Raw genomic sequence first — 21,017 nt, 5'->3', positions numbered from 1 at the left:
GCCCGGTTCCCACCGACACGACGGACACCACTCACACGACCGGGACCGGAAAGGTCCGGTCCCATCACCACCGAAGGGAACCTCAGATGAATGTGACACCGGGAGCGCCGAGTGTGCCGATGCGGGTGCTGCACAACGAGGCACGGGACGCGATGCTCATCGGCTACACCGACGGCGACCCCCTGCGCGAGGTGGCCCGGTTCGAGATGGATCCGCGCCGCGACCTGGAGGTGAACCTCGAGGAGGTCTTTGAGGCGTTCAACGAACCCGGCCCCCAGCTTGTCGGACTCGACGTGGTCCGCCGGTACCGGGCCGAGGGGCACCGATCGCTGAGCAAGGGCGACGTCCTGTTCTACGGCGAGGTCGCGTACGCCGTCGCCGCCGCCGGATTCGTGCGGGTCTACCCGACGCGCGAATCCATCACCTTCCGCTGACAACCCAGGAGACCGAAATGACCGAGGACACGGTCCGCATCATCCGCGAGCAGGGATTCACCGCCGGTGTGCTCGCGTCGTGCGGCGAAAGCGACGACGAGCCGCTGCACGTGCTCGCCGAACGCGCAGGAATCGAGTTCGGCTACATGGCCGCCGAACTCGACACCTTCAACGACGGCTTCGCCGTCGGGTGGCAGATGGCACGGCAGGCGTACGGCTCCGCCGATACACCGGCCTCCCGCTGACGAGGAACCACCGGAAACAAGAGAACACCGGGCAGCAACTATCTGCCCGGTGTTCTCGCCCGAGACAGTACAGGAGAAGGACATCATGACCGCAACACAGCAACCGGTGGGCGTCGAGCTGATCGAGGTCGACCCGCACACCCTCGACGTCGGCAAGAACGTGCGCGACCAGGTGGACCTCGAGGCGACACCGGGGTTCGTGGCGTCGGTCCGCGAGCACGGTGTGCTGCACCCGATCACCGCGAACCGCCGCGAGGACGGTGTCCTGGTGGTCATCGACGGACAGCGCCGAGTGCTTGCCTCGATCGCCACCGACCGCGACACCATCCCCGTGCTGGTGCGCTCGCAGGACACGACCGACGAGATCGAGCGTGCCATCGCCCGGATCAGCGAGCAGATGAACTCGAACAACCACCGCACCGGCCTGACGACCGCGCAGAACGCCGCCGGGATCGCCGAAATGCTCGACCTCGGGGTGCCGGTGGAACGAGTCTCGAAGGAGCTGAGCGTGAAGCGGAAGGCGGTCAAGCTGCTCGGCGCCGTCGGACGCCGCGACGCCGCGCGCGCGAGCCTCGAGGAACAGGGCCTGACGCTCGAACAGGCCGCGATCGTGGCGAAGTTCGAGGCGGACGGTGACACCGAGGCCGTGGAGATGTTGGCGCAGTGCCAGCGCCACTCGTTCGACTACCAGGCCCGCATGCTGCTGGCGGACCGGAAGGAGAAGGCGACCCGCGCCGAACGCTCCGCCCCGTACGCCGAGGCCGGGTTCACCGTGCTCGACGGCGATCCCGGCTACCGCGACGACTCGAAGATCCACTGGCGGTACATCGCCACCGCCGAGGACGCCGAGGCGGACCCGCGCGCGCACATCACCGAGGAGCAGGTGCGGCAGCGGCCGGACCTGTGGGGCGTGTGGGTGCGCACCGACACGATGTACGTCGAAGTCGAGTCCGGAGAGCCGGTCGAAGAGGGTGACATCGACTGGGACACCTTCGACGACCCGGACGTCGAACCCGAGGAAGGGCTGCGGCACGCGAACTCGGTCGAGGAACGCGACGTGTATGTGCCGCAGTTCTATTTCCTCGACGTGCTGCGTGCCGAGGAGGCCGGCCTGGTTCCGGTCAACGGTGGCCGCTACCAGTTCAACCGGGCGATCCAGCTTGCCGGGTTCAACCCGACCAACCCGTTGCCGGAGGACGAGGAAGCGCGCGAGGCCGCACTGTTGGCGGCGGAGGAGGCGAAGCGGGTGCAGCGGCGTCGGGTACGGGAGCTGAACAAGTTGGCCGAGTCCGCTACCGACGTGAGGCGTGAGTTCATCCGCGAGATGCTGTCGGCGAACAAGCCCCCGAAGAACGCCGCCATGTGGACGGCGATGATGGTCGCGCTCGCACCGCACCAGTTGTCGGAGTTCCACTCGTCCGATCTGCTGCCGGAGTTGATGGGTGACAAGACCTGGACGACGTACGACGCGAAGAAGAAGATCGCGGCCGCAGCGACGGCCGCCAGCGAGTCCCGCGCCTGGATGCTTACCTTCGCGCTCACTGTCGCGGCGATGGAGTCGCGGATGGCGAAGGACGCATGGCGGTCGCGGCCGCAGTACGTGAGCGAGTACCTCGGGATGCTCACCGAGAACGGGCACACCCTCTCGAATGTGGAGAAGGTGATCAGCGGCGAGCTGCGGCCCGAGGACATCGACCTCGCCTAGTTATGACCTGGCGCGTCCCCGGAAGTGTGGAGTTCCGGGGGCGCGTTCGGGAGGGGATGGAGGGTGTTCGGGGCATCGAGCCCCGAACACCCTCTGCGCATCAGCCGTGTGCGTGCACCTGGGTCTGTGCGACGCACCGTGAATCACCAGAGAGTCAGTGGCAGGCCGGCGGCTTCGGCGCGGCGGATCCGTAACTCGATGCGGTCGGGTTCGTCGCCGTGCGCGAGGCCGGCGCGGACGGCGGCGGCGACGGCGCGGGTGCGCCCGGCGGGACCGCGGATGTCGGCGAGTGGACTGGCGAGGTTCCGGCGGCGCAGGTAGTACTCGGTGCGGTTGACGGCGTTGGTGCCCAGGCGCATGTGGTGTGGATTGACGCAACCGGCGAAGTCGCATTGATGGCACAGCACCGCATCATCGGCACCGGACCACCCCAGTCTCGGGATCACCCCGTACTCGAGTTGGTAGGCGAACAGATGCGCGGGCACGGTGCCACGTCGAGACGCGCCGGGAAGGCTCGCCGCACGAAACGAACCGTGGCCTGTTGAACTGACACTTCCGGTCCAGACAGTGCACAGCTCGTCGGCACGCCGATAGATTTTCGCTTCGAACCGAGCGACGATCGTGGGCTCGGTGAGCCACGATCGCCACAGTCGTGCAGGAACGCGCACCGGTTGTGGCTGTCCGATCAGAGCTAGCTGTTCGTCCTCCGCATCTGTCGAGGGAACGGGCATACCCGGGAGCGGGGAAATTCCGCTGGTGACGCTCAGGGTGTCCTCCACTCAACCGGTTCCGGGTGCTGTTACCGGCGAGGATAGATGCAGGGACCGACAGGTCGGACACAAGCGGTGACGCAGCGAGCGAGCGCCCCGACCTGTGACCGGATCGGGGCGCTCGCTGCGTGTTGTTGTGGTTGGCCTACATCGCCCAGCTCACCATGATGATCGCGTCGTAGATGCCGTGGGCCATGATCGATGGCCAGAGCGACCGGGTGTAGAGCGCGAGTGCAACGTAGACCACGCCGCCGATGAACGCCGAAACGACGTTGCCGGTGCCGAAGTTCGAATGCACTAGCGCGAACAGGGCGGTGGATGCGGCAGCGGTGATCGCGATGAGGATCGTGGCGTGCGGTCGCCATCGCTGCACGATCAGTGGGAGGCTGCGGAAGACGATTTCCTCGAAGAGGCTTGCACCGAGAAACGATGCGGCAAGCGCGCCATAGAGCCCTAGAGTTTTCACATTCGCATGCCGAGTTTCCTGCGCGGCAAGCTCTGCGGGGTCGACTACGGGAAACGCCTCGCTGATCAGTTCTGAGAGGTAGTGATAGTCCAGTAGTGCGAGCGCAGTGGGAATGACCACGATCCACATCAGCTGAGCGCGCACCGCTACTTGTCGATCCCGAATCCGTACCAGCCCGAGACCCAGCCAGCGGAACCCGCGGGCGAACTCCGCGCGGACATTCCAGGCCGGCCCGATCGGGGAAGCCTTCTTCACCATGAGCGCGGCCAGGGCGAAGATGATCAGTGCGCCGAGGACTGCCGAGATTGGGTGATCGGGTGCAAGGTTCGCGGCCCATAGTGTCCCCAGAAGCGGTCCCGTAACTGTGATGAGGAAGCGCTTATCGCGCACGTGAGCGTGGCGATCACCGTTTGATGGTTTGTCCTGTTTGTCGATCGCGGCATCGCTCATCGAGATCCCCCCGAAGTGATGAACATGAGCGTGCCACCGACACATGCAGTGTCAGTGGCACGATGGCGTGAGACTTTGGTCAGGCCGACGCAGCGAGCTTGTCCTCCGCCGATTCGGGTGAGGCGGTGGCCGCTCCGCTGTTGGCCGGTGTCGCCGACTGTTCTTTCTGGGCGCTCTTGCGGGGCCGGCGTTGCGGTCCGCGTCGGTTGGTCTTGCTGTCATCGGCCTGCCACCGCTTCAGGTCGGCGTCGGTGAATCCGGCGCTGCGGGCGTCGGCGATCGCGTCGGTCAAGGCCTTCTTGTTGGCCGCATCCGTGCGCGCGAACTCCTCGCGGGTGTCGGCGAGAGTTTTGTGTGCGGTGGCGACGACGCGGATCGCTTGCATCTTCTTCTCGGCTTCTCGTCGGATCTGTTCATCGAGAGCGGCGAATTCGGTTTCCAGCGACTGGTTCTCCATGCGGTCGATCGTATAGACGTTGCGCGCGAATCTCGAGCCGTACACGCGGCGTGTGCGCGAGGCGAGTCGCGCTCGGATTCCGTTGCCCCGGGTGGGTGTCCGGGTAGGCGTTGTGTGCACACGACACAGCGGAGCGGAGAAATGTCGTGTGTGCCCAATGCCGTTAAGCCCGGTACCCACTTGGGGACAACTCCCCCGCGGCGAAGTCGCGTCGGACGCGCGCAGCGCGGCCCTCTGTCGCCCTGTTCAGGGGTCGGCCGACCACAAGTGTGGAGCGCCCAGATCCTCGTGTGGATGCCCGAGATTCCCTATCCCGCTCCGCTCGATCTCAGGCACCCACAATTGGGTCCGCACCACAGGTGGGGATGGCCGGAAAACCGCGCAAATGAACTCGCTGCGCTCGTCCTGTACTTCTTTCAAGAACGGGCACACGACGCAGGCGCTGCGTGCCAACTGATCGAGCCCCGGCGGAGCAAGATGGAAACTTAGGTGCCCTAAGTTGGGGTCAGGTCTGGACGCTGCGCTCTGGACCTGAGACACTCTCGTGTAGCCCCACGTGGTGGGGGCGCTGCGCTGGGCCGAACTGAGAGGTGACGACGATGAGCGATGAGACCGCTGATCGTCCGCGCCGATTCCGGCGTGAGCGCCGTGCGAACGTCGACGGGGGCCGGCATGCCCGGCATGTGGTGAAGGTGACTCCCGAGGAGGAGTCGGCGCTGCTGGCGAAGGCGCAGCATGCGCGAGTGAGTGTCCCGCGGTTGCTCGTTGAGTCCGCCCTGGCGGAGCACTCTGAGACCGCGTCGGAGCGCCGTGAATTCGCAGAGCAATTGTTCGGCGCGTTCCGGTTGTTGTCGGCGATTTCGATCAACGTCAACCAGATGGCGAAGGCCACCAACGCCACCGGGGATCTGCCCGAGAATCTCGGTGTCACGCTCGGCGAGGTGCGACGGGTTGCGATGCGAATCGACGGCATTCTGCAGGAGTTCGACGCGCGATGATCGTGAAGATCACCAACGGTGAGAAGATGACCGGCCTGCTGTCGTACCTGCAAGGCCCAGGCCGGTCGAACGAGCACACCGACCCGCACCTGGTGGCGGGAGATCCGGCGATCATGGCATGGCACGACGACAACGAGTTATCGCACCAGGACGCGATCGCGATTGCCCGCCAGATCGATGAGCCGCGCCGGGTTTTCGGCACCGAGGTCCGCGAACCGAACTACCTCCGCAACGCCAATGGCGAGGATGTGCGGGACTCGCACGGCAAGAAGGTCCGGGACCCGATCGACCCGTGGCGGGATGCGAATGTGTGGCACTGCTCGCTCTCGCTGCACGTCGACGAGGGGCAGCTCACCGACGAGAAGTGGGGCGCGATAGCGCAGGAGTTCATGGACGGCATGGGGTTCACCGAGACCTCCGGCCGCTCCCCCGCCCGCTGGGCCGCGGTCCGGCACGGTGTGTCCACCAAAGGCAACGACCACATCCACATCGCGGCGTCCGTGGTGCGCGAGGACGGTACGAAGGTCGACTTGTGGCGGTCGAAGAAGCGCGCGAGTGAGCTCGCGGGCGAGCTGGAACGCAAGCACGGACTCGCGGTTATTGCCTCTCGTGTAACGGGTTCCGGCGAGCGCGGTTACCACCGGGCCGAGAAGCATCGTGCCGAGCGTGAGGGTGCCCCTGAGTTGGACCGCGAGCTTCTCGCGCGCCGTGTCCGGGCGTGTGCGACTGCGTCGAAGTCGGAGGCGGAGTTCGTGCGTCGGCTGCGTGGGCAGGGATTGGTCGCGCGGCCCCGGTTCGCGTCGGGGCGAAGCGACGTCGTGGTCGGATACAAGGTCGCTGTTCGGCCTGTCGTTGGGCAGACTCCGGTCTTCTACGGCGGTGGACATCTCGCGAAGGATCTGACGTTGCCGCGGTTGCGCAGCGAGTGGGAGGACAGCCCACAGGCGTCGTCGGCGGCAGTCGCGGAATGGAACGCGGCTCGCCGCGACCTGCCGACGGTACGGGCGGGACGGGAGAGTCAGGAGCTCGACCCGAAGCTGCTCGACCGCGCTACCGCGGACATTGGAAAGTGGAACGCCTACCTGCGATCCATCCCGCTCGAGGACCGGGCACAGTGGGCACGCGCCGCCGGCCGTACCGCCGGGGTGTTCGCGGCGTGGTCCGCGAAGATCGAACCGACACCGGGACCGTTGGCCGCGGCGGCGCGTCAGCTCGCTCGGTCCGCGCAGCTTCCGGCGTACCGGGCGTACCGGGCACCGAAGGGGGCGATGTCTGCGGGTGGTGCCGCGCTGATCGTGATGCAGACGAGTGGGCATCTCCCGAAGAGCGTGTCCGCGATGCTGTTGCTGCGGCAGTTGATGAAGGCGATGGAGGCGATCGCGGATGCGCATCGCGCGGCAGGTGAGTTGCGCCGGGCACTCGACATCGAGTACGCCGTGCAGACCGAGCTCGCGACCATCCACGCCCCTCAACAGCCGCGGCTGTCGGTGCCGGATTCCGCGCACGACGAAGCGTCGACGGAGCAGAGCCGCACGACAACATCGACACTCACATCAGAACAGGAAGCGTTGCGGCGGCTCGTCGCGCTCGACAATGCAGAACCACCATCTGAGGCAGTGCGGCGCCCGGGTTCCCCGATCCCCTCCCCTCTCGACTCACCCCCACGCACTCATGCCGGTCACGACCGTTCACGCGGGAACGATGGCACTGAACGATAGGGGCACATCCCCGACCTGCGTAGTCAGTTGGGTGACCGGTGTCCCGGACGGAGAAACGACAGTCCGCATGCGCAAGCGAGTGAACGAACTCATCAACGCGAGAACCTGCGCTTCACGTTCGGTCAGTAGTCGCCCCGATTAGGGATCGTCTTATGGCATGCAGTCCGCACCGATCGGTTACATCGCCGGATTCCACGCCGGCTGTTCTTCTACGATGTACGGACTGACTATCCATCGGGTCTCAGGGCACGTTCTGGAGGGTTCATGAGCATCCGAATATCGTCGAGCACACCGGATGACGAACCGGGGAGCACGTTGTTTCCGGTTCGCGACAGAATCGACGAAGACCTACGCACCCACCCAGCGGTGAGGCTTGCGAGCGAAGCAGTCCCCTTGATGCACCGCACCACGGCCGGAGAGCGATTCGGTCCAGTCCGGCTCATCGAGCGCGACTCCGATTTCGCCGTCGTATTCGCCGCAGGTACGACCCGTTGGGCGGTTCTTGTTCGGCCAGGGAAAGATTCACCGGAGGCTTCCGTCATCCTCGGGGTACCCAATCCCCGCGTTGGATTCGGTCGCTCATTTCGGGCTTCGTACTTGGAGCGGTTGAACGTCCATCAATCCGGCGATCCGTCCGTCGCGAAGGAACCACCAGAGTTCGGATGGATGGCGCTGGCCGGAATCGCTGCCGAAGGCGTGTCTCAGTTCGAAGTGAGGTCGTCGCTCGATACAGACACCGGAGGTGTCGGAGCCGACGACGGAGTCGTGTTTGCGGTGCTCCGCGCGCGCTGGAGAGAGAAACTGCACGTCACAGTAACCCTTGCCAGCGGCGAGACAGTCCCGATCCATCATCCAAGCCTGCGGCCCGAGCGCCCGAGCTGACGAGCCCCTGCAGGGCGAGGCGTTATCGGGTAGGCGTCAGGCAAGACAGTGGGGGCCCTTTTGATCGACCCCTTGCGGAGCGTTACCTAACCAGTGTTGCGCCGCGCGGTGACATGGCGTTGCCCGAGATCTCTCCGCTAACGGATCCCTGACCGGGCCTGCGAACCTCCGGCTGCAACGCGATGGAGCGGGCATCATGACGGCACGGGTCGAAAAGGGGGAATTAGTTTGACGGACAACGGAACGCCGAAGATTCGCGCATCGTTTGAGCGCGGCGTCCTGGGTTCGCTCCCGGAACTCGATGAGAGAATTGCCGAAGCGTTCAAGTCCGTGGACCGAGCGTCTTATGTCGATCGCTTTCGAGCGCAGGGGAAACCGGACTGGATCGATGCCTCCAAGCCCCTCACATCCGAGGCGGCGGCCGCCATCTACAGCGACCAGGCACTCGCCACCCTTATCGCCGAGAACGGCATGCCATCGAGTTCGTCGACGACGCCCTCCCTGATGCTGCTGATGCTGCACGCTCTGTTAATCGCACCCGGTGATCGTGTCCTCGAGATCGGCACGGCGACGGGCTACAACGCTGCCCTGCTCGCGCACCTGGTCACCGCTACCGGAAGCGTGGTGACGATCGACTCGAAACCCGAGGTAGCTGCTCGGGCCGCAGCCGTGCTCGCGAACACGGGGGCGACCAATGTGCAGGTCCGTGCGGGTGACGGCGGTGACGACCCGGAAATGCTGCGGGGGGCCTTCGACCGGTTGATCGCAACCGTGGGGTGTGCGACCGTGCCGCCGCTGTGGTGGGACTGCCTGACCGAGGACGGTGTCGCTGTTGTTCCACTACGCCACGGCGAAGCGCACCCCCTGTGCCGACTCCAAAAGGGGCCCGAGCCGGGACACTGGCACGGCTCATTCACCGCCGCTTCGAACTTCATGCTCGCCGACGGCGACGCTCTTCACCGGCCCCGCGGCGCCGCACACCGCGTGCAACTGACCGAGGAGCAGCACCTGCTCGACACCGGTCTCGGATGTCAACCCAGCCAGGCATGGGCCGTCGACTTCTTCCTCGCACTCCAAGCGCCGCACCTCCAGCACATCGCGGTCAAAACTGCAGGCCCGACCCCGCAGGTGCATGCCGGTTGTGGCATCGCGGACCAGCACGGCAGCATCGCCCTCGTCGCCTGGGGCCGCCTGCTGGCCACCACCGGCCCCGATAGTCCCGCGGTGCGGGAACTCGCCGGCTACCTCACCGAATGGAAGAACCTGGCCTGCCCCTCCATCGGGCATTACGACATCGAGATCCTGCCCCACAGTGACACCGACATTCCGGTGCCACTGAGCGGATATCGGTGGATACAACCCGATCGCGACGCCAACCGCATCGTCACACTCCGCGCGTAACAACGGGCACCGATTACGGATCGGCAACCGGTGAGGGAACGGTGCCACGAGTGCGGTCGTCACTGGCCCTTTGTATCGGCTCGGGGGCCTGACTGGACGCAGGGGGCGCAGTTGTTGTGCCGTCCCGCGCAGAGGATCGGCGATCTGTTTGTTCGTGGGACACTCGCAATCGACACGATCGAAGGCAGAAGGCGATGGCTGACATGGTTGAGGAGTTCCCGGGTACGTCCTCGGTGATCAAGGTCGGTGCCGCGTTGGACGCCGTCACCGGCGCGTTGGACGAGTTGCGGGCAGCCACCCGGGTGGCGGAGCCGCTCGAGACGGTGCTCGGTCGGCTCGCCGAGACCGCGCTTGGTGTGCTGCCCGATGCGGACGCGGTGAGCGTGACCAGCATCGAGGAGGCCAGCTCGCGCACCATCGCCGCCACCGACGAGGCGGCGGTGCGACTCGATGAGCAGCAGTACGCGGCGGACCGGGGTCCGTGCCTGGACGCCGCCCGCACCCAGGAACCGGTCCGTGCCGTGGTCGGCGAGCACACCGACCTGTGGCCCGAATTCTCCGCCGCCGCAGAAACCGCGGGAATCCGCGCATCTCTGTCGGTTCCGGTGCTCGTCGACGGCGCCGGCCAGCGTGAGCTGCTCGGGTCGTTCAACATCTACAGCTACCGGGCCGCAGCGTTCGATCCGATCGACGAGAAGCTGATGCGGTTGCTGACCACCGCCGCGTCGACAGCGATCAGCAACACCCGCCGCTGGCAGGCGACCGCGGAAACCGTCACCCAACTTGAGACCGCCCTGGTCTCGCGCGCCGAGATCGACCAGGCCAAGGGGGTGCTCATGGCGATCCACCGCATCACCGCGGACGAGGCCTTCCACCAACTAGTGGAAAAGTCGCAGCGCACGAACACCAAACTCGCCGACGTCGCCCGCAACCTGATGACCTCCCTCCTCACCGATCGCTGACCCCTTGCGTGGCAGGATCAGAGGTATCGAGATCGGGAATTCGATGTGAGTGCCCGGATCGACATTTAGGGAGTATCGGCATGGCGCAGGGCATTGTGAAGTGGTTCAACGGCGAGAAGGGCTTCGGTTTCATCGCGCCCGACGACGGAACTCCGGACGTCTTCGTGCATTACTCGGAAATCTCGGGCAGCGGTTTCAAGTCGCTCGATGAGAACCAGCGTGTGGAGTTCGAGGTGGGCCAGGGACAGAAGGGCCCGCAGGCCACGAATGTGCGGCCTGTCTAACTAGTCCGCGGGACCGCACCCCGGTGGGTGCGGTCCTCGTTCGAAGCCCGGATCAGGGTCAGGCTGTAGGCGGCTGTCGACAGGCGGCGTGACCCGATCGGCCGCTGCAGCCTTCCGAGAACATTCCCTGCCGCTGGATACAGGCGGGCTGCTCTACCGCAGAACGGCTCAATTTACCGGCTGGTCACGCGGCGCAGGGTCGATCGCGGCGTAATGTTCGACGAGAGACGTAAAACGCCTTCGGGCGGTCCTGCCTGCCCGCTGGTGCTGAGATGCACGGGCGTCTCGTGCGAGGCCAGGATGGTGTGACGGATGGACGATTTCGATCACAAGACTCTCGGGACGATGATGGCCGAGCTGGCCCGGTCCTTCACCACCCCGGCGGATTTCGATCACACCCTGCACGCGGTGACCAAGGCAGCGGTGGAGCTGATCCCGGGCGCCGCCAGCGCCGACATCCTCACCATCGCCGGCAAGGGTAAGTTCCAGTCCCTGGCCCCCACCTGCGCGCTGCCCGCCGAACTCGATGCGGTGCAGGTCCGATACGGGCAGGGCCCCTGCGTCGACGCGGCCGTCGACGGTGCGGTCGTCCGCAGTGACGACCTCGAATCCGAAACCCGCTGGCCGGAGTACACCCGGGAGGCCGTCGGGTCCGGGGTGCGCAGCGCCGTTTCCTTCCGCCTGTACACCCACACCGACATCGTCGGCGCCCTGAACGTGCTCGCGATGACCGCCCACGCGTTCGACGACGAATCCGTCACCATAGGCGAGGTGCTCGCCGCCCACGCGGCCATCGCGATTCTCGCCGACCGCCGCGAACTGCAATTGCGCTCCGCCCTGGTGAACCGGGACCTGATCGGTCAGGCCAAGGGCATGCTGATGGAGCGTTTCTGCATCAGCGCGGACCCGGCGTTCACGATGCTCGTGAAACTGTCCCAGCAATCCAACACCCCGCTGGCCGAGGTCGCGAAAAAGGTCGTCGATGACGGCTCACACCGGCGCTGAGCGAGCGTCGTCGGGAGGCGACGGGGGTGTCAGGGCGCGTCGGGGCGCTGAGCCTCAGCCGTCAGCAGTTCGGTGGGATGAACCGACCCGTCGGTAATCGACCGGGCCAGCACGCGCAACGTGACCCCCACCAGGCGGGCATGATCGTCGATCAGCGCACGCGCCTGCCCGGGGGGTGATGTCCAGGGTGCCGGCGACGATCCCGGGCCCGGTCCCGCGTGTGCCCGCGCGGCACGGGGTACCCAGATGGCAGACACTCCGATGTTCCGGACCATCAGAGTCGTCGAGGCTGCACCAGTTCTGACCAGTAGCTGGTGCAGCCGCCCGAGGGGCACGTATTCCGTCCGGCTAGACCGATGCCGTAAACGGAACCACCAGCGGGGCACTCCGACCGACAGCGCGCCGGCGGGACAGGTGGTTCCGTAAGCGGATCCGCTTACGGCTGCGACACCGTTCGAGTATGAACGGGCAGAACTCCACCGCGGGGAACTGCGTGCGACGGACAGCACGGGTTCGGTAGCGTTCATTGATGGACCTGGTCACTCTCGTTCTCGCGTCACCACGCGGACGATTCTTCTGCGCGAACGTCGCGTACATGTGCAATACGGACGAGCGAGCCGCCCATCCACGAACACCTGCGGACGTGCTCGAGAGGATCGCGGCAGTCGATGTTCAAGCCATCTCGGGGCTGTCCGAACTGGACCTACTCAACGCTCTCGCTATCGCGACAAACTGGGCACGGTACTGGCAACCGCCGGACGAGGACGATCTCATGTTCGCCACGCCGGAAACCGTGGAGGCTTTACATCCGGTCGCTGCCACCGTTCTGGAATCCCCGCTCACCCGGTGGTGGGCGGAGCCAGTCGACCTCGACAACCAGCGGATGATCGGCCAACTCCCTCCGGACGAGGAGTGGCCGGAATCGACGCTGCCCTACCGCAGTACTGCTGTCGGCCTCGATCAATGGCGCGACCACGTCCTCGCGATGGAAGCACGGTTTCGCACTTCGCGCGCAGAACGTCCGGACAACGCCATCAGTGGGGAATGGTGGTCGACACCGTTACCCAGTGCCGCCTTGGAAACCAGCCGGGCACGGGATGACGTGGGCGCACTGGAACTGCTCCTGGAAGAAGACTCGTTCGGCGGGGACGAAGCGCGGGTCTGGCCGGTCACTGTCCGCCGCACACCCCGGGTCTACGAGATCACGAATCCGACGGACTGGGCGCGCTTGGTCGACGCGTACCCCTTGGCCGTCCGCGAGTCCAAGCGCTCCGATTGGTTCCACACCACCGGCGAACATCACGACTGGTTCATTCCCGACTGGACTGCGGTGGCCAACGACTACGACGCCGTGCACCTCACCTTGCACGGCTACCTGACCACACCCGGTCTCGCAATCCCATTGGCAGACAACAAGGGTGCAACTGTCCTCGCCGGGTGGAACCCGGACGCGACGTGGTGGCTGAACAACGACGTCGCTCACGTCGACGACGAGCCAGCCTTGTGGCGATGGTGCGACGACCACTGGGTACGAGCCTGAGCCCCGGAGAAGGATCGGTAAGTGGAACGTCGCTAGTGGAACTGCTCGAACTTCGCCCCGTACCCGTCCGAATCCTGTGGCCCGTAGGAGAACACCACGAATCCGATGTCCTCAGTTCGCGGGTGTGGCCGGCAGAGCAGCCGTTAGGGAACGGCGAACGGGTCGTCGGGAAGAGTGCGAGGACCGCAATCTTGCGTACCGGGCTCACGCCACGGCTATGAGAACTGTCGCGGTGAGCGCCGCGGCCAATCCGAGTGCCTGAGATCGCCGGAGACGTTCGTGGAGGAACACGATTCCCACGATCACCGGGACGACCGGGTAGAGCGAGGACAAGACGACAGCGACGGTGACGAACTCGGTTCGGAGCGCGTAGAGGTAGGCGGCAAGCGCGGTTGCGGCCAGCACGCCGGCACCGACGCTGAGCGCCAGAGCTGAGGGGGGCGTAGCTGGAGTGTTTCGCGCGGTAGCACTCCGCAGGAGCGCAACCGCAGCAACCAGGATCGTCGCGATAGCCGCGGCGCGTCCGCTCAGGATGGGCCACAGACCCGAGGACGCGTCCGCCTGTGCGAGACATAGGTACTGGATGGCGATGCCGCCGCCCGCGGCGAGACCGTCATAGACGGCGGGGCGCGATGCAGAGCCGGACCCGTCGGTGCTTGTGCTGATGAACCACAACGCCGGCAGTGCGATCAGGATGCCTGCCCAGGTCAGCCAGGGCGGCTTGTCGCCGAGGAACGCGACACTGACGAGGACCGGCAGCGCGACGCCGCCGACTGCGCTGAGAGGCACAACGACGGACATTGCACCACGACTGAGGCCGCGGAAGAGGAACCCCATGGCCAGTCCGGTACCGACACCTGAGCCCGCACCCCAGGTCAAGTCGGCGCCCTGCGCTGGGGTGGACGGAATGACGAGCATCAGGAGGGCAGTGGCACACAGACCGCCGACTTGCCCGATGAGAGCGACGCGCACAAATGAGATGCGCCGTGACGCCAGACCGCCGATCACGTCGGAGATCCCGTAGCTCAGGGCCGAGACCAGCGCCAGGGCGATACCCATGAGTTATCTGTCCTCTGCGCGTTCGGCCAGTCCGATCGGGCACGGGGCCGAACGGGTACAACTCTTTCGATCGCAGAGGCGGCAGATGCGCTGGCCCTGTCCCGTCTCCTCGTAGACGTGCGCCAGGATTTTCTCCAACAGCGCGGCCAGCGCCTGCTGGTCTTCCTCGTCGAGCTTGGCGACGGCGTCAACCAGCGGAGCACTGCGGCCCCTGAGCAACTGCTGCGCTAGCCGATTTCCCTGTTGGGTCGGCCGCACGGTCATCCACCGCCGGTTGGCAGGGCTCGGAATTCGTTCCACGAGGTCATCAGCCTCCAGTGAGTCCACCATCCGAGCGGCCGCCGGCTGGCTCAGCCCCACCCTCCTGCCCAATTCGCTGACGCTCAGCCCCGGATTGGCGAACAGTGAGACCAGGGCTGCGGAACTGCTCGCGCTCAGCCGTCTCACCGAAGTCGCTCCACCAAGGGCCAGGTCGGTGAGCGCCAGGGACGCTGCGCCAAGAAGATTGGCCGTGCGTTCGATGTCATGCATATTGCATTACTTCATGCAGACTGCATGTTAGTCAAGGTCGAGCCCGACCATTGACACCCTCTGTGCCTGTCCAAATCAGAATCGGGCACCTTCCCAGTTTCAGTCGACGGCTCGTTCGACCCGCAAAGGAACCCGCACCGGCACGTCTCGAAAGCCGGCCGCTGACCGGAACTCCCTGAGCTGCGCGTTCCCGTTTGACCCGTCCGGTGATGATCTTCCTTTCGGGGCGTCAATCGGAACACCCCGAACGATCTGGAGCGAGGCGTTCGCGGACGCCGGTTACAGGACTGTCAGGAACGTATGCCGTTTGAGACGCAGAAGCGGGGGCCTAGAAGTCCACCCCCGCTTCGTGCCGTGCGACAGCTCCGTCAGGTCAGTCGCTTCATGCTTACCGGCCAGTCATCGTCCGCTCGGCAGATTTACCACGTCTGGCCCGACCCTTGCGGGCCTTGGGATGGCTGCCCGCGCCGGCCACCGCTTCGACCGGGTGCCTGGCCTGGTCGAGGTCGGCACGCATGCGGGTGGCGACTTCCTCTTCGTCGATGCCGGCGGCCCTCATCTGCTCGGCGTCCTCACCGCGACGTTCGGCGGAGTCATAGTCGTGGTCGGCCACCGAGCGCAGCGAATCACCGCCAGGTGCCTGCGGTTCGACGTCCTCGCTGTTCGTCTCGTTGCGTTCGTTCTCCTCGGCGCGTTCGGCATCCGCCCGCTCGGCCTCATCGAGAATCTCACTGGCCATCATGGTGTCGGCTTGGGATCGGTCGTGTTCGGCGCCGGCGCGGGCTTTTCGGTTCTCCGCATCGCGCAGCAGGGCGTCGACGACCTTCTCGTCCGCGCCCGGAGCGCCCACGTCGATGCCATACCGCTTGGCGGTTTCGGCGCGGATCCGTTCGACGGCTTCCGATGCGATCTGGGAGTGTTCCTTCCACGCTTGTGCGTGCTGCCACTGGTCGGCGATCTCGCCGGGCTGTGCACGGTTCCACCATTGGTCATCGAACGAGGCCCGCAGGTATGCCTCGGCGGCCGCGCGACTGGTCTCTAGCCGTTGTGCGAGTTCGCGGGCACGTTCTGCCGATTCGCGGCGCGCCTGATCGAGGTCACGCTCACGATTTCGAGCCATTTTCTCGGCCATGCGGGATGCCAGTTGCAGCGCGACCCGCATCATGGCGTTGACTTCGTGGTTTGCCGAGTCGACTTCGGGACCTTCGGACATGTGGTTCTCCCTACCGGTTGTTTGTGGTGACGTGGCCTAGATGTCGAGGCTGGAGGTGCGGGTGGGCGCGGCCATGAAGTGGTGGGTCGGTTCGGGCCGGTTCGGTGGGACGAGAACGGACCGTGCTGGGGAAGGGAAGTCGCTGGCAGCGAGCCGGGCGGCTGCTGTGATGTCCTGCGGGATCGTGGTGCTTCGGTCGAGTGAGGGGACAGCCGGGGGGACACCGCTCGGGGCCGCGAGTTCGGCGACGGTGTCCTCGGCCCTGTCGGCCGCGGCATGGAGGGCGCTGGCCTGGTCAGGGGTGAGGTTGTAGTTGGTGGCGAAAGAGCGGACGTCGCGGATCATGTTGGCGGACCGCTGGCGGAGGCTGTGCATGTCCATATCGGGGTCGGCGCGGATGGCGCGGTCGATCTGGTTCTCGGTGTGCCCGGCGTCGCGGGCTAGGTTCTTGGCGCGGTCGAGTTCTTCGCCGGTGCTGCTGTTGTACGCCATGTGTTGCATGGCGGGGCGGGCGCCGTACGTGTTCCTGGCGGCCCACGCCACATCACGTAACTCGGGGGTCGGATGGTGTACGAGCGCGTTCGGGTCACGCAGTTCTGCGATGAGGTCGTTCGCGTGGGCTTTGAGGATGTCCCATGCGCTGGAGTATGCCGATCTGGCCTCGGCGATCGCGGGGCGAAGGCGATCGACCCGGGTCGGCCCTCCAGTGGCGAAAACGACGTCCCGTTGTGGGGTGTCGTCGCGGGTGACGGTGATGTCGTAACGGGGACCGACCTCCCACGCAGTGCTGAGGAACTCGTGGAGGGCGTCGAATGCCGCAGCTTGTGAGGTGTGTTGGGTGGTGGTGACGCCGATTGGTCCTTCGGAAATTGGTCGGTGATCGTAGTGGCGGCAGGTGGCGGTGTAGATGCCGTCGTCGCGGTGCATATCCATGAGAATTGGTCCTTCCGTGCGTCAGAGCTCGCGGGTGTCGGGGAACATCCCGGCAGGTGCCGGATCGGTCGGAAGCGGCGCGATGGCGTTGTCCACGGTGTGGTGGCCGTGCTGAACGCTGCACTTGCTGAACGGGCCGTCCGAAGACATCAGCACCGACATGTGATGGTCGGCGTGGTCGCGCCACCAGACGCTCATTCCGGTGGTGGGATCGCGGCGAAAGTGTTCCCATGTGCGCCAGAGCGCTTCGAGTCGGGAGATCGCTTCTTCGTGTCTCCACCATTGCGGGCACCAGCGGATTTCCCGGTTGTCGACGACGTCGCGGCGGTAACCCGGGGCCAGACGTACCCGGACGAACTCTTCGGTCGACCCGAACACTGTGGTCGGCGGGTTTTCCGCCTCCTGCGCTGCCTGCGCCTCGGCGACCAAGTGCGTCTCCAGCTCGGCGGCGAGTCGACGCCGGGAGAGCTCTTCGATCCGCTGATAGATCTCCGGGGTGAGTAGCTCGGCGAGCTGGGTTTCGGCGATCGCCTTGATTTGCGTACTCAGCAACGTCCCGGTGACCTTCCCGATCCGGGCGCTCAGCTCGTCGGACAGCGCGAGGGCGTCGCCCGCGCCGTTCCCGTCGGCCGGGGTACCCGCCGGTGCGGGTGCGGGCATGTGACCGTCGAGCGGCGGCGCCCATGAATCCTCGGGTGGAGCGAGGTCCTCGTCGGGCGGTTCAGGCAGGTCGAACTCGTCGAGGCTGGTCATACCGGTTGTACCTCTTTCGGTTCAGCGTCGTCGGTGAGGGTCACCGCTTCGGCGAGGGTCTTGTTCGCTTCGGGATCGTGGCGTTCGATCGATGCCCGCACCTGGTCGGCGTAGGGGCCTTCCCACCAGGGCACGGTCTTGACGAGGGTGGCCCGGTTTCCGGACGAGCGGACGATCGCGCGGCCGCGGGGCAGTTCTTCGAGTTCGGACTCGGTGAAGGTGGTGATTTTCGTGCGCTGGCGTGAGGTGGAGCGGCCTCCGCGACCGGAGGAGACCGATCCGCTGTATTCCCAGTGCTCCCCGATCGCGGTGGACAGCGATCGGAGGTAGTTGTCGTCGACGGCGACTTCGCAGCCGCCGCCGTAGACCTTCACGTTGGCGGCCGAGTGCAGCATTCCCATGCCCTTGTTGCCCCACACTTCGGTGCCTTGGGCGTAACTCTGCAGGATGGCCATGATCACGATTCCTCGAGACCCGTAGTGGGAGTAAAGCTTTGGGAGCTGGGTCCAGCGGACGACGTTGGCTGCTTCGTCCAGGGCGGCGAGCAGCGGCACCGGCAGGCGCCCGCCTTTCGACCGGGTGGCCAGTTCCTCGGCGGCCTCGCAGATCGCGACGGTCAGCGCCGTTACCAGCGGTCCGGCGGACCCGTTGCCCTCGCGGGAGAGCAGGTAGATGGTGTCGTTCGAGCGGACGAACTCCCGCGGATCGAAATGCGGTACCCGGTTTCGCTGGCCGTCGGTCGACACCCACGGCCGGATGGACTGCATCTTCAAGCAGCGGATCATCTTCCGGGCCGTGCCGAAGACACCACCGCGCTGTTTCGCCGGAGCGTTGTACTGGCCACTGAGACCGGATGCGTGCAGGTCGTAGCCGTGTCTACGGAGAATGTTGACCGGTTCGACGTTCGTTTCATCGGTGACCCACGTGTACACCTGGGTGATCGGCTTCTTCGCGGACGCGGCCGCCAGAAACAGGGCGGTGAGCAGGTCCTGGCCCTCCGGGTCGAAGAAGGAATCCTTCTTCGCATCCAGGCCGTCGTCGCCGGCCGCGAAATGCGCGGCCAGGTCCGCGGCCCGGACCTCGTCGGTCACCCACGACAGCGGATCCCACCACCAGGTGTTCTCCCCGCCAGCGACTTTCTGCGGGTCGAAGATCCACACCTTCCCGCCTTTGGCTTCACGTGGGTCGCGGGTGGCATCGACCACGTCCCGCTTATTCGAGGTGGTCAGCACCGCGCCGGGTGCCTCGAGGATCGCCGGAATCACCCGGGAGCTGCTCTTTCCTGAACGTGGACCCCAGATGTCGACGTGCATGTCCTCGTACTTCGCGTACAGGTTCTGCCCCGACAACAGGTGCTTGCCGATCGGGACCCCCGGCGCCGCACTCTCTTCGAGGACGACGCCCAACCGGTCCGACTCCTTACGGCACTGCTTTTCGGTCAGCGATCCCACGTCCCGCAACCGGCCCATGTGCTTGGCCTTGTTGTCGACGCGGGTGCGCTTGCCGCGGCTGCGGGCCACCAGCACCAAGATCACGAACGCTGCCGCCAGCACCAGCACCGCGTACACCGTGATGAGCACCGTTGCGGTGGTCGACCACTGAAGGTGGCCCTTCACCAGGTCGATCAGGACCACGGCCGGGTTCGACGGCACCTGTTGATCGGTGCCCAGGCGCAGCGCCAGCATCACCCCGCCGCCCACCACCCCGACGATGGCCAACACTGCCGCGATCAGATATACCTCGCGTGCCGAATTGACTGGATCCTTGACTCCACGGTCACTCATCGCCGCTCCCCTCGCCCGAGGGTCGTGGCCACGACCGTCTTGGTCGAACTCGTCATCATCACTCCTGAATGTCGTTGCAGTTGTCGGTTTCGTCTGCCGGTGTCAGCGGACGGTCAGAGCGCTCACCCGCCACACCCCGAGACGGGTTGCGCTCATGTAGACCGCCAGCGTGGATTCATCGAGCACTGCTCCGGCTGGGGTGGTCGCGGTCTGGGTGACGGCCACCACCCGCGAGATCCGGGCCGGCGCATCCGGTGGATGGTTGTCACCGGTCACCGCCGCGCGGGCTGTCACGGTCGCGTTCTCACTCGCCCACCGGTCCCACTGGGCACCGGTGATCGGTGCAAGCACGGAGAACCCCGCCTTGTTCTCGGCGTAGAACCGCTCGTCGAGCAGCGCTGCGGCCCGGTCGGCGCCAGCGGCCTGGGTCGGGTCCGTCGCGGGGGTGTAGCTGAACAGGGCCTGCGCGGCGGTGACCATCACCGCTTCCGGATCGTTCTGATCGACACCGCTGAACTGTTCCGGCAGCTGCGGCGGTGGTGGAGTCGTCAACGCTGCGGTCGGGCCACCGGAGTCCATCGGTTCGGCGGCATGGTCATGCCTGTCGTCGGAGCTGCCGCACCCGGCCGCCAACATGGTCACCGTCACCATCGCGGCGGCGACGCTGCCGCGGATCGTCCTGCTGTGATGCCGATTCATCTCGTCACCGGCTCAGCCCGGCGAGCATGATCGCGCTGGTGAGCATCGCGACCACCGTGGCCACGCACACCACGATTGCGACGAGGACCAGGACCGATGCCTCACGGCTGTATCGCGGTCGGGCGCGGCGCACGACCGTGACCACCGCGGCGACCAGCGCGGGTACCAGCAAGAGCGCGGCGGCGACGGCACCGCTCTGCCCGAGCCAGAACAGCCAGTTCGCTGCCGTCTGTTGGCGCTGCGGCCCCAACCAGAGTGTGTCGTCGATCCGGAGGAACTCACTGGCGATGTCCCGCGCCACCTTCCAGGTGAGGCCGACCGTAATCGCGGCCACCACCACAAGCAGCCCCAGCGACACCATCTCCCAGGGCTTGACCGGGGCCGGCTCACCGGCGACCTTCCGCAGTTCGGTGGCCGTGATCTGGTGAATCGTGCTGGCGTACGCCGGGGAGGGCTGATCCCGCCCCCGCAACGGCCGCCGGAGAACCTCGGCATCAAGCGCTTCCAGCGCCGACAGATACGCGAGGTCGCGTTGACGTTCGGTGACCTGCCATCCGTTCGCCTCGAGGATGTCGGTCTGGTCGCCCAGCACCTTGGCAGCCCAGTTGTGCGGGGCGACTTCTTCCTGGCCCCAACTCTTGATAGCCACGCTCTTCGGTGCGGGGTTCTCGATCACGTTTTCCGTCATGTGCCCTGTCCCTTCGTGTTCTGAGTCGGTCTGTGTGTCC

At 66.0% G+C, this 21,017-nt stretch carries 23 protein-coding genes; 11 read left to right on the top strand and 12 right to left on the bottom strand.

The window, feature by feature from the left end:
* Positions 1-86: 86 nt before the first annotated feature.
* The 3 genes from ACNJ7E_RS26730 to ACNJ7E_RS26720 all read left to right on the top strand — a co-directional run bounded on the left by ACNJ7E_RS26730 (position 87) and on the right by ACNJ7E_RS26720 (position 2,384).
* Positions 87-434, top strand: coding sequence for a hypothetical protein (locus ACNJ7E_RS26730; protein ID WP_418341369.1), 348 nt, complete (start codon positions 87-89; stop codon positions 432-434).
* A gap of 17 nt (positions 435-451) precedes the next feature.
* Positions 452-679: a hypothetical protein gene (locus ACNJ7E_RS26725; protein WP_418341368.1), complete on the top strand. Its 228-nt coding sequence runs from the start codon at positions 452-454 to the stop codon at positions 677-679.
* An 85-nt stretch (positions 680-764) separates the two neighbouring features.
* Entirely contained in the window at positions 765-2,384 is a 1,620-nt protein-coding gene (locus ACNJ7E_RS26720) for a ParB/RepB/Spo0J family partition protein (RefSeq protein WP_418341367.1), read from the top strand.
* Between the two features lie 143 nt (positions 2,385-2,527).
* On the opposite strand, the gene ACNJ7E_RS26715 is transcribed toward ACNJ7E_RS26720, so the two are convergent.
* The 3 genes from ACNJ7E_RS26715 to ACNJ7E_RS26705 all read right to left on the bottom strand — a co-directional run bounded on the left by ACNJ7E_RS26715 (position 2,528) and on the right by ACNJ7E_RS26705 (position 4,527).
* Entirely contained in the window at positions 2,528-3,115 is a 588-nt protein-coding gene (locus ACNJ7E_RS26715; RefSeq protein ID WP_387494389.1) for a hypothetical protein, read from the bottom strand.
* Positions 3,116-3,299: 184 nt separating this feature from the next.
* Entirely contained in the window at positions 3,300-4,070 is a 771-nt protein-coding gene (locus ACNJ7E_RS26710) for a CPBP family intramembrane glutamic endopeptidase (RefSeq protein WP_418341366.1), read from the bottom strand.
* A 79-nt stretch (positions 4,071-4,149) separates the two neighbouring features.
* Positions 4,150-4,527, bottom strand: coding sequence for a hypothetical protein (locus ACNJ7E_RS26705; protein ID WP_418341365.1), 378 nt, complete (start codon positions 4,525-4,527; stop codon positions 4,150-4,152).
* A 599-nt stretch (positions 4,528-5,126) separates the two neighbouring features.
* Between ACNJ7E_RS26705 and ACNJ7E_RS26700 the strand changes: the two genes are divergently transcribed.
* The 7 genes from ACNJ7E_RS26700 to ACNJ7E_RS26670 all read left to right on the top strand — a co-directional run bounded on the left by ACNJ7E_RS26700 (position 5,127) and on the right by ACNJ7E_RS26670 (position 11,777).
* Positions 5,127-5,525, top strand: coding sequence for a MobC domain-containing protein (locus tag ACNJ7E_RS26700; protein WP_387494295.1), 399 nt, complete (start codon positions 5,127-5,129; stop codon positions 5,523-5,525).
* Positions 5,522-7,243 carry a relaxase/mobilization nuclease domain-containing protein gene (locus ACNJ7E_RS26695; RefSeq protein WP_418341364.1) on the top strand — a complete coding sequence of 574 codons (1,722 nt, stop codon included), beginning with the start codon at positions 5,522-5,524 and terminating at the stop codon, positions 7,241-7,243. The genes ACNJ7E_RS26700 and ACNJ7E_RS26695 overlap by 4 nt, the downstream gene beginning before the upstream one ends.
* A gap of 264 nt (positions 7,244-7,507) precedes the next feature.
* Entirely contained in the window at positions 7,508-8,125 is a 618-nt protein-coding gene (locus tag ACNJ7E_RS26690; protein ID WP_418341363.1) for a hypothetical protein, read from the top strand.
* Positions 8,126-8,353: 228 nt separating this feature from the next.
* Positions 8,354-9,526, top strand: a complete 1,173-nt coding sequence (locus tag ACNJ7E_RS26685) for a protein-L-isoaspartate O-methyltransferase family protein (protein WP_418341362.1) — start codon at positions 8,354-8,356, stop codon at positions 9,524-9,526.
* Between the two features lie 194 nt (positions 9,527-9,720).
* Entirely contained in the window at positions 9,721-10,488 is a 768-nt protein-coding gene (locus ACNJ7E_RS26680) for an ANTAR domain-containing protein (protein ID WP_418341361.1), read from the top strand.
* Positions 10,489-10,568: 80 nt separating this feature from the next.
* Complete coding sequence (locus tag ACNJ7E_RS26675) at positions 10,569-10,772, top strand: cold-shock protein (protein ID WP_009476254.1); 204 nt, start codon at positions 10,569-10,571, stop codon at positions 10,770-10,772.
* A 312-nt stretch (positions 10,773-11,084) separates the two neighbouring features.
* Positions 11,085-11,777: a GAF and ANTAR domain-containing protein gene (locus ACNJ7E_RS26670; protein WP_418341360.1), complete on the top strand. Its 693-nt coding sequence runs from the start codon at positions 11,085-11,087 to the stop codon at positions 11,775-11,777.
* 29 nt (positions 11,778-11,806) lie between these two features.
* Here the strand turns inward: ACNJ7E_RS26670 and ACNJ7E_RS26665 are convergent, their stop codons facing one another.
* Positions 11,807-12,034 carry a hypothetical protein gene (locus ACNJ7E_RS26665; protein ID WP_418341359.1) on the bottom strand — a complete coding sequence of 76 codons (228 nt, stop codon included), beginning with the start codon at positions 12,032-12,034 and terminating at the stop codon, positions 11,807-11,809.
* Between the two features lie 272 nt (positions 12,035-12,306).
* On the opposite strand from ACNJ7E_RS26665, the gene ACNJ7E_RS26660 reads away from it, so the two are divergent.
* A complete protein-coding gene (locus ACNJ7E_RS26660; RefSeq protein ID WP_418341358.1) occupies positions 12,307-13,317 on the top strand; it encodes a hypothetical protein in 1,011 nt (336 codons plus the stop codon).
* A gap of 204 nt (positions 13,318-13,521) precedes the next feature.
* On the opposite strand, the gene ACNJ7E_RS26655 is transcribed toward ACNJ7E_RS26660, so the two are convergent.
* The 8 genes from ACNJ7E_RS26655 to ACNJ7E_RS26620 form a co-directional block, all read right to left on the bottom strand.
* The gene (locus ACNJ7E_RS26655; protein WP_418341357.1) at positions 13,522-14,376 is read right to left on the bottom strand and encodes an EamA family transporter; all 855 of its coding nucleotides are present in this window, start codon (positions 14,374-14,376) and stop codon (positions 13,522-13,524) included.
* A 3-nt stretch (positions 14,377-14,379) separates the two neighbouring features.
* Entirely contained in the window at positions 14,380-14,907 is a 528-nt protein-coding gene (locus tag ACNJ7E_RS26650) for a MarR family winged helix-turn-helix transcriptional regulator (protein WP_418341356.1), read from the bottom strand.
* Between the two features lie 388 nt (positions 14,908-15,295).
* Complete coding sequence (locus ACNJ7E_RS26645; RefSeq protein WP_418341355.1) at positions 15,296-16,120, bottom strand: hypothetical protein; 825 nt, start codon at positions 16,118-16,120, stop codon at positions 15,296-15,298.
* A 36-nt stretch (positions 16,121-16,156) separates the two neighbouring features.
* Positions 16,157-17,053: a hypothetical protein gene (locus ACNJ7E_RS26640; RefSeq protein ID WP_418341354.1), complete on the bottom strand. Its 897-nt coding sequence runs from the start codon at positions 17,051-17,053 to the stop codon at positions 16,157-16,159.
* Positions 17,054-17,074: 21 nt separating this feature from the next.
* Positions 17,075-17,806 carry a DUF4913 domain-containing protein gene (locus tag ACNJ7E_RS26635; RefSeq protein ID WP_418341353.1) on the bottom strand — a complete coding sequence of 244 codons (732 nt, stop codon included), beginning with the start codon at positions 17,804-17,806 and terminating at the stop codon, positions 17,075-17,077.
* Positions 17,803-19,590 carry a type IV secretory system conjugative DNA transfer family protein gene (locus ACNJ7E_RS26630; protein ID WP_418341352.1) on the bottom strand — a complete coding sequence of 596 codons (1,788 nt, stop codon included), beginning with the start codon at positions 19,588-19,590 and terminating at the stop codon, positions 17,803-17,805. The genes ACNJ7E_RS26635 and ACNJ7E_RS26630 overlap by 4 nt, the downstream gene beginning before the upstream one ends.
* Before the next feature lie 102 nt (positions 19,591-19,692).
* On the bottom strand, positions 19,693-20,289 hold the full coding sequence (locus ACNJ7E_RS26625; protein WP_418341351.1) for a hypothetical protein: 597 nt from the start codon (positions 20,287-20,289) through the stop codon (positions 19,693-19,695).
* A gap of 4 nt (positions 20,290-20,293) precedes the next feature.
* Complete coding sequence (locus ACNJ7E_RS26620; protein WP_418341350.1) at positions 20,294-20,977, bottom strand: hypothetical protein; 684 nt, start codon at positions 20,975-20,977, stop codon at positions 20,294-20,296.
* Positions 20,978-21,017 lie beyond the last annotated feature (40 nt).

The sequence above is a fragment of the Rhodococcus mengyinensis genome (assembly GCF_048381435.1).
In the GTDB taxonomy this organism is placed as follows: Bacteria; Actinomycetota; Actinomycetes; order Mycobacteriales; family Mycobacteriaceae; genus Rhodococcus_F; species Rhodococcus_F opacus_D.
Note: the sequence above shows the minus strand (reverse complement) of the source record. Positions and strands in the feature narration are given on the sequence as shown.

Excerpts from the sequence above, each read along its gene's own strand:
- ACNJ7E_RS26695 (WP_418341364.1), top strand. The coding sequence starts at position 5,522 with ATGATCGTGAAGATCACCAACGGTGAGAAGATGACCGGCCTGCTGTCG.
- ACNJ7E_RS26660 (WP_418341358.1), top strand. The coding sequence starts at position 12,307 with ATGGACCTGGTCACTCTCGTTCTCGCGTCACCACGCGGACGATTCTTC.
- ACNJ7E_RS26730 (WP_418341369.1), top strand. The coding sequence starts at position 87 with ATGAATGTGACACCGGGAGCGCCGAGTGTGCCGATGCGGGTGCTGCAC.
- ACNJ7E_RS26675 (WP_009476254.1), top strand. The coding sequence starts at position 10,569 with ATGGCGCAGGGCATTGTGAAGTGGTTCAACGGCGAGAAGGGCTTCGGT.
- ACNJ7E_RS26680 (WP_418341361.1), top strand. The coding sequence starts at position 9,721 with ATGGCTGACATGGTTGAGGAGTTCCCGGGTACGTCCTCGGTGATCAAG.
- ACNJ7E_RS26690 (WP_418341363.1), top strand. The coding sequence starts at position 7,508 with ATGAGCATCCGAATATCGTCGAGCACACCGGATGACGAACCGGGGAGC.
- ACNJ7E_RS26630 (WP_418341352.1), bottom strand. The coding sequence starts at position 19,590 with ATGAGTGACCGTGGAGTCAAGGATCCAGTCAATTCGGCACGCGAGGTA.
- ACNJ7E_RS26655 (WP_418341357.1), bottom strand. The coding sequence starts at position 14,376 with ATGGGTATCGCCCTGGCGCTGGTCTCGGCCCTGAGCTACGGGATCTCC.
- ACNJ7E_RS26620 (WP_418341350.1), bottom strand. The coding sequence starts at position 20,977 with ATGACGGAAAACGTGATCGAGAACCCCGCACCGAAGAGCGTGGCTATC.
- ACNJ7E_RS26710 (WP_418341366.1), bottom strand. The coding sequence starts at position 4,070 with ATGAGCGATGCCGCGATCGACAAACAGGACAAACCATCAAACGGTGAT.
- ACNJ7E_RS26625 (WP_418341351.1), bottom strand. The coding sequence starts at position 20,289 with ATGAATCGGCATCACAGCAGGACGATCCGCGGCAGCGTCGCCGCCGCG.
- ACNJ7E_RS26650 (WP_418341356.1), bottom strand. The coding sequence starts at position 14,907 with ATGCATGACATCGAACGCACGGCCAATCTTCTTGGCGCAGCGTCCCTG.
- ACNJ7E_RS26705 (WP_418341365.1), bottom strand. The coding sequence starts at position 4,527 with ATGGAGAACCAGTCGCTGGAAACCGAATTCGCCGCTCTCGATGAACAG.
- ACNJ7E_RS26670 (WP_418341360.1), top strand. The coding sequence starts at position 11,085 with ATGGACGATTTCGATCACAAGACTCTCGGGACGATGATGGCCGAGCTG.
- ACNJ7E_RS26725 (WP_418341368.1), top strand. The coding sequence starts at position 452 with ATGACCGAGGACACGGTCCGCATCATCCGCGAGCAGGGATTCACCGCC.
- ACNJ7E_RS26635 (WP_418341353.1), bottom strand. The coding sequence starts at position 17,806 with ATGACCAGCCTCGACGAGTTCGACCTGCCTGAACCGCCCGACGAGGAC.
- ACNJ7E_RS26640 (WP_418341354.1), bottom strand. The coding sequence starts at position 17,053 with ATGGATATGCACCGCGACGACGGCATCTACACCGCCACCTGCCGCCAC.
- ACNJ7E_RS26645 (WP_418341355.1), bottom strand. The coding sequence starts at position 16,120 with ATGTCCGAAGGTCCCGAAGTCGACTCGGCAAACCACGAAGTCAACGCC.
- ACNJ7E_RS26700 (WP_387494295.1), top strand. The coding sequence starts at position 5,127 with ATGAGCGATGAGACCGCTGATCGTCCGCGCCGATTCCGGCGTGAGCGC.
- ACNJ7E_RS26720 (WP_418341367.1), top strand. The coding sequence starts at position 765 with ATGACCGCAACACAGCAACCGGTGGGCGTCGAGCTGATCGAGGTCGAC.
- ACNJ7E_RS26715 (WP_387494389.1), bottom strand. The coding sequence starts at position 3,115 with ATGCCCGTTCCCTCGACAGATGCGGAGGACGAACAGCTAGCTCTGATC.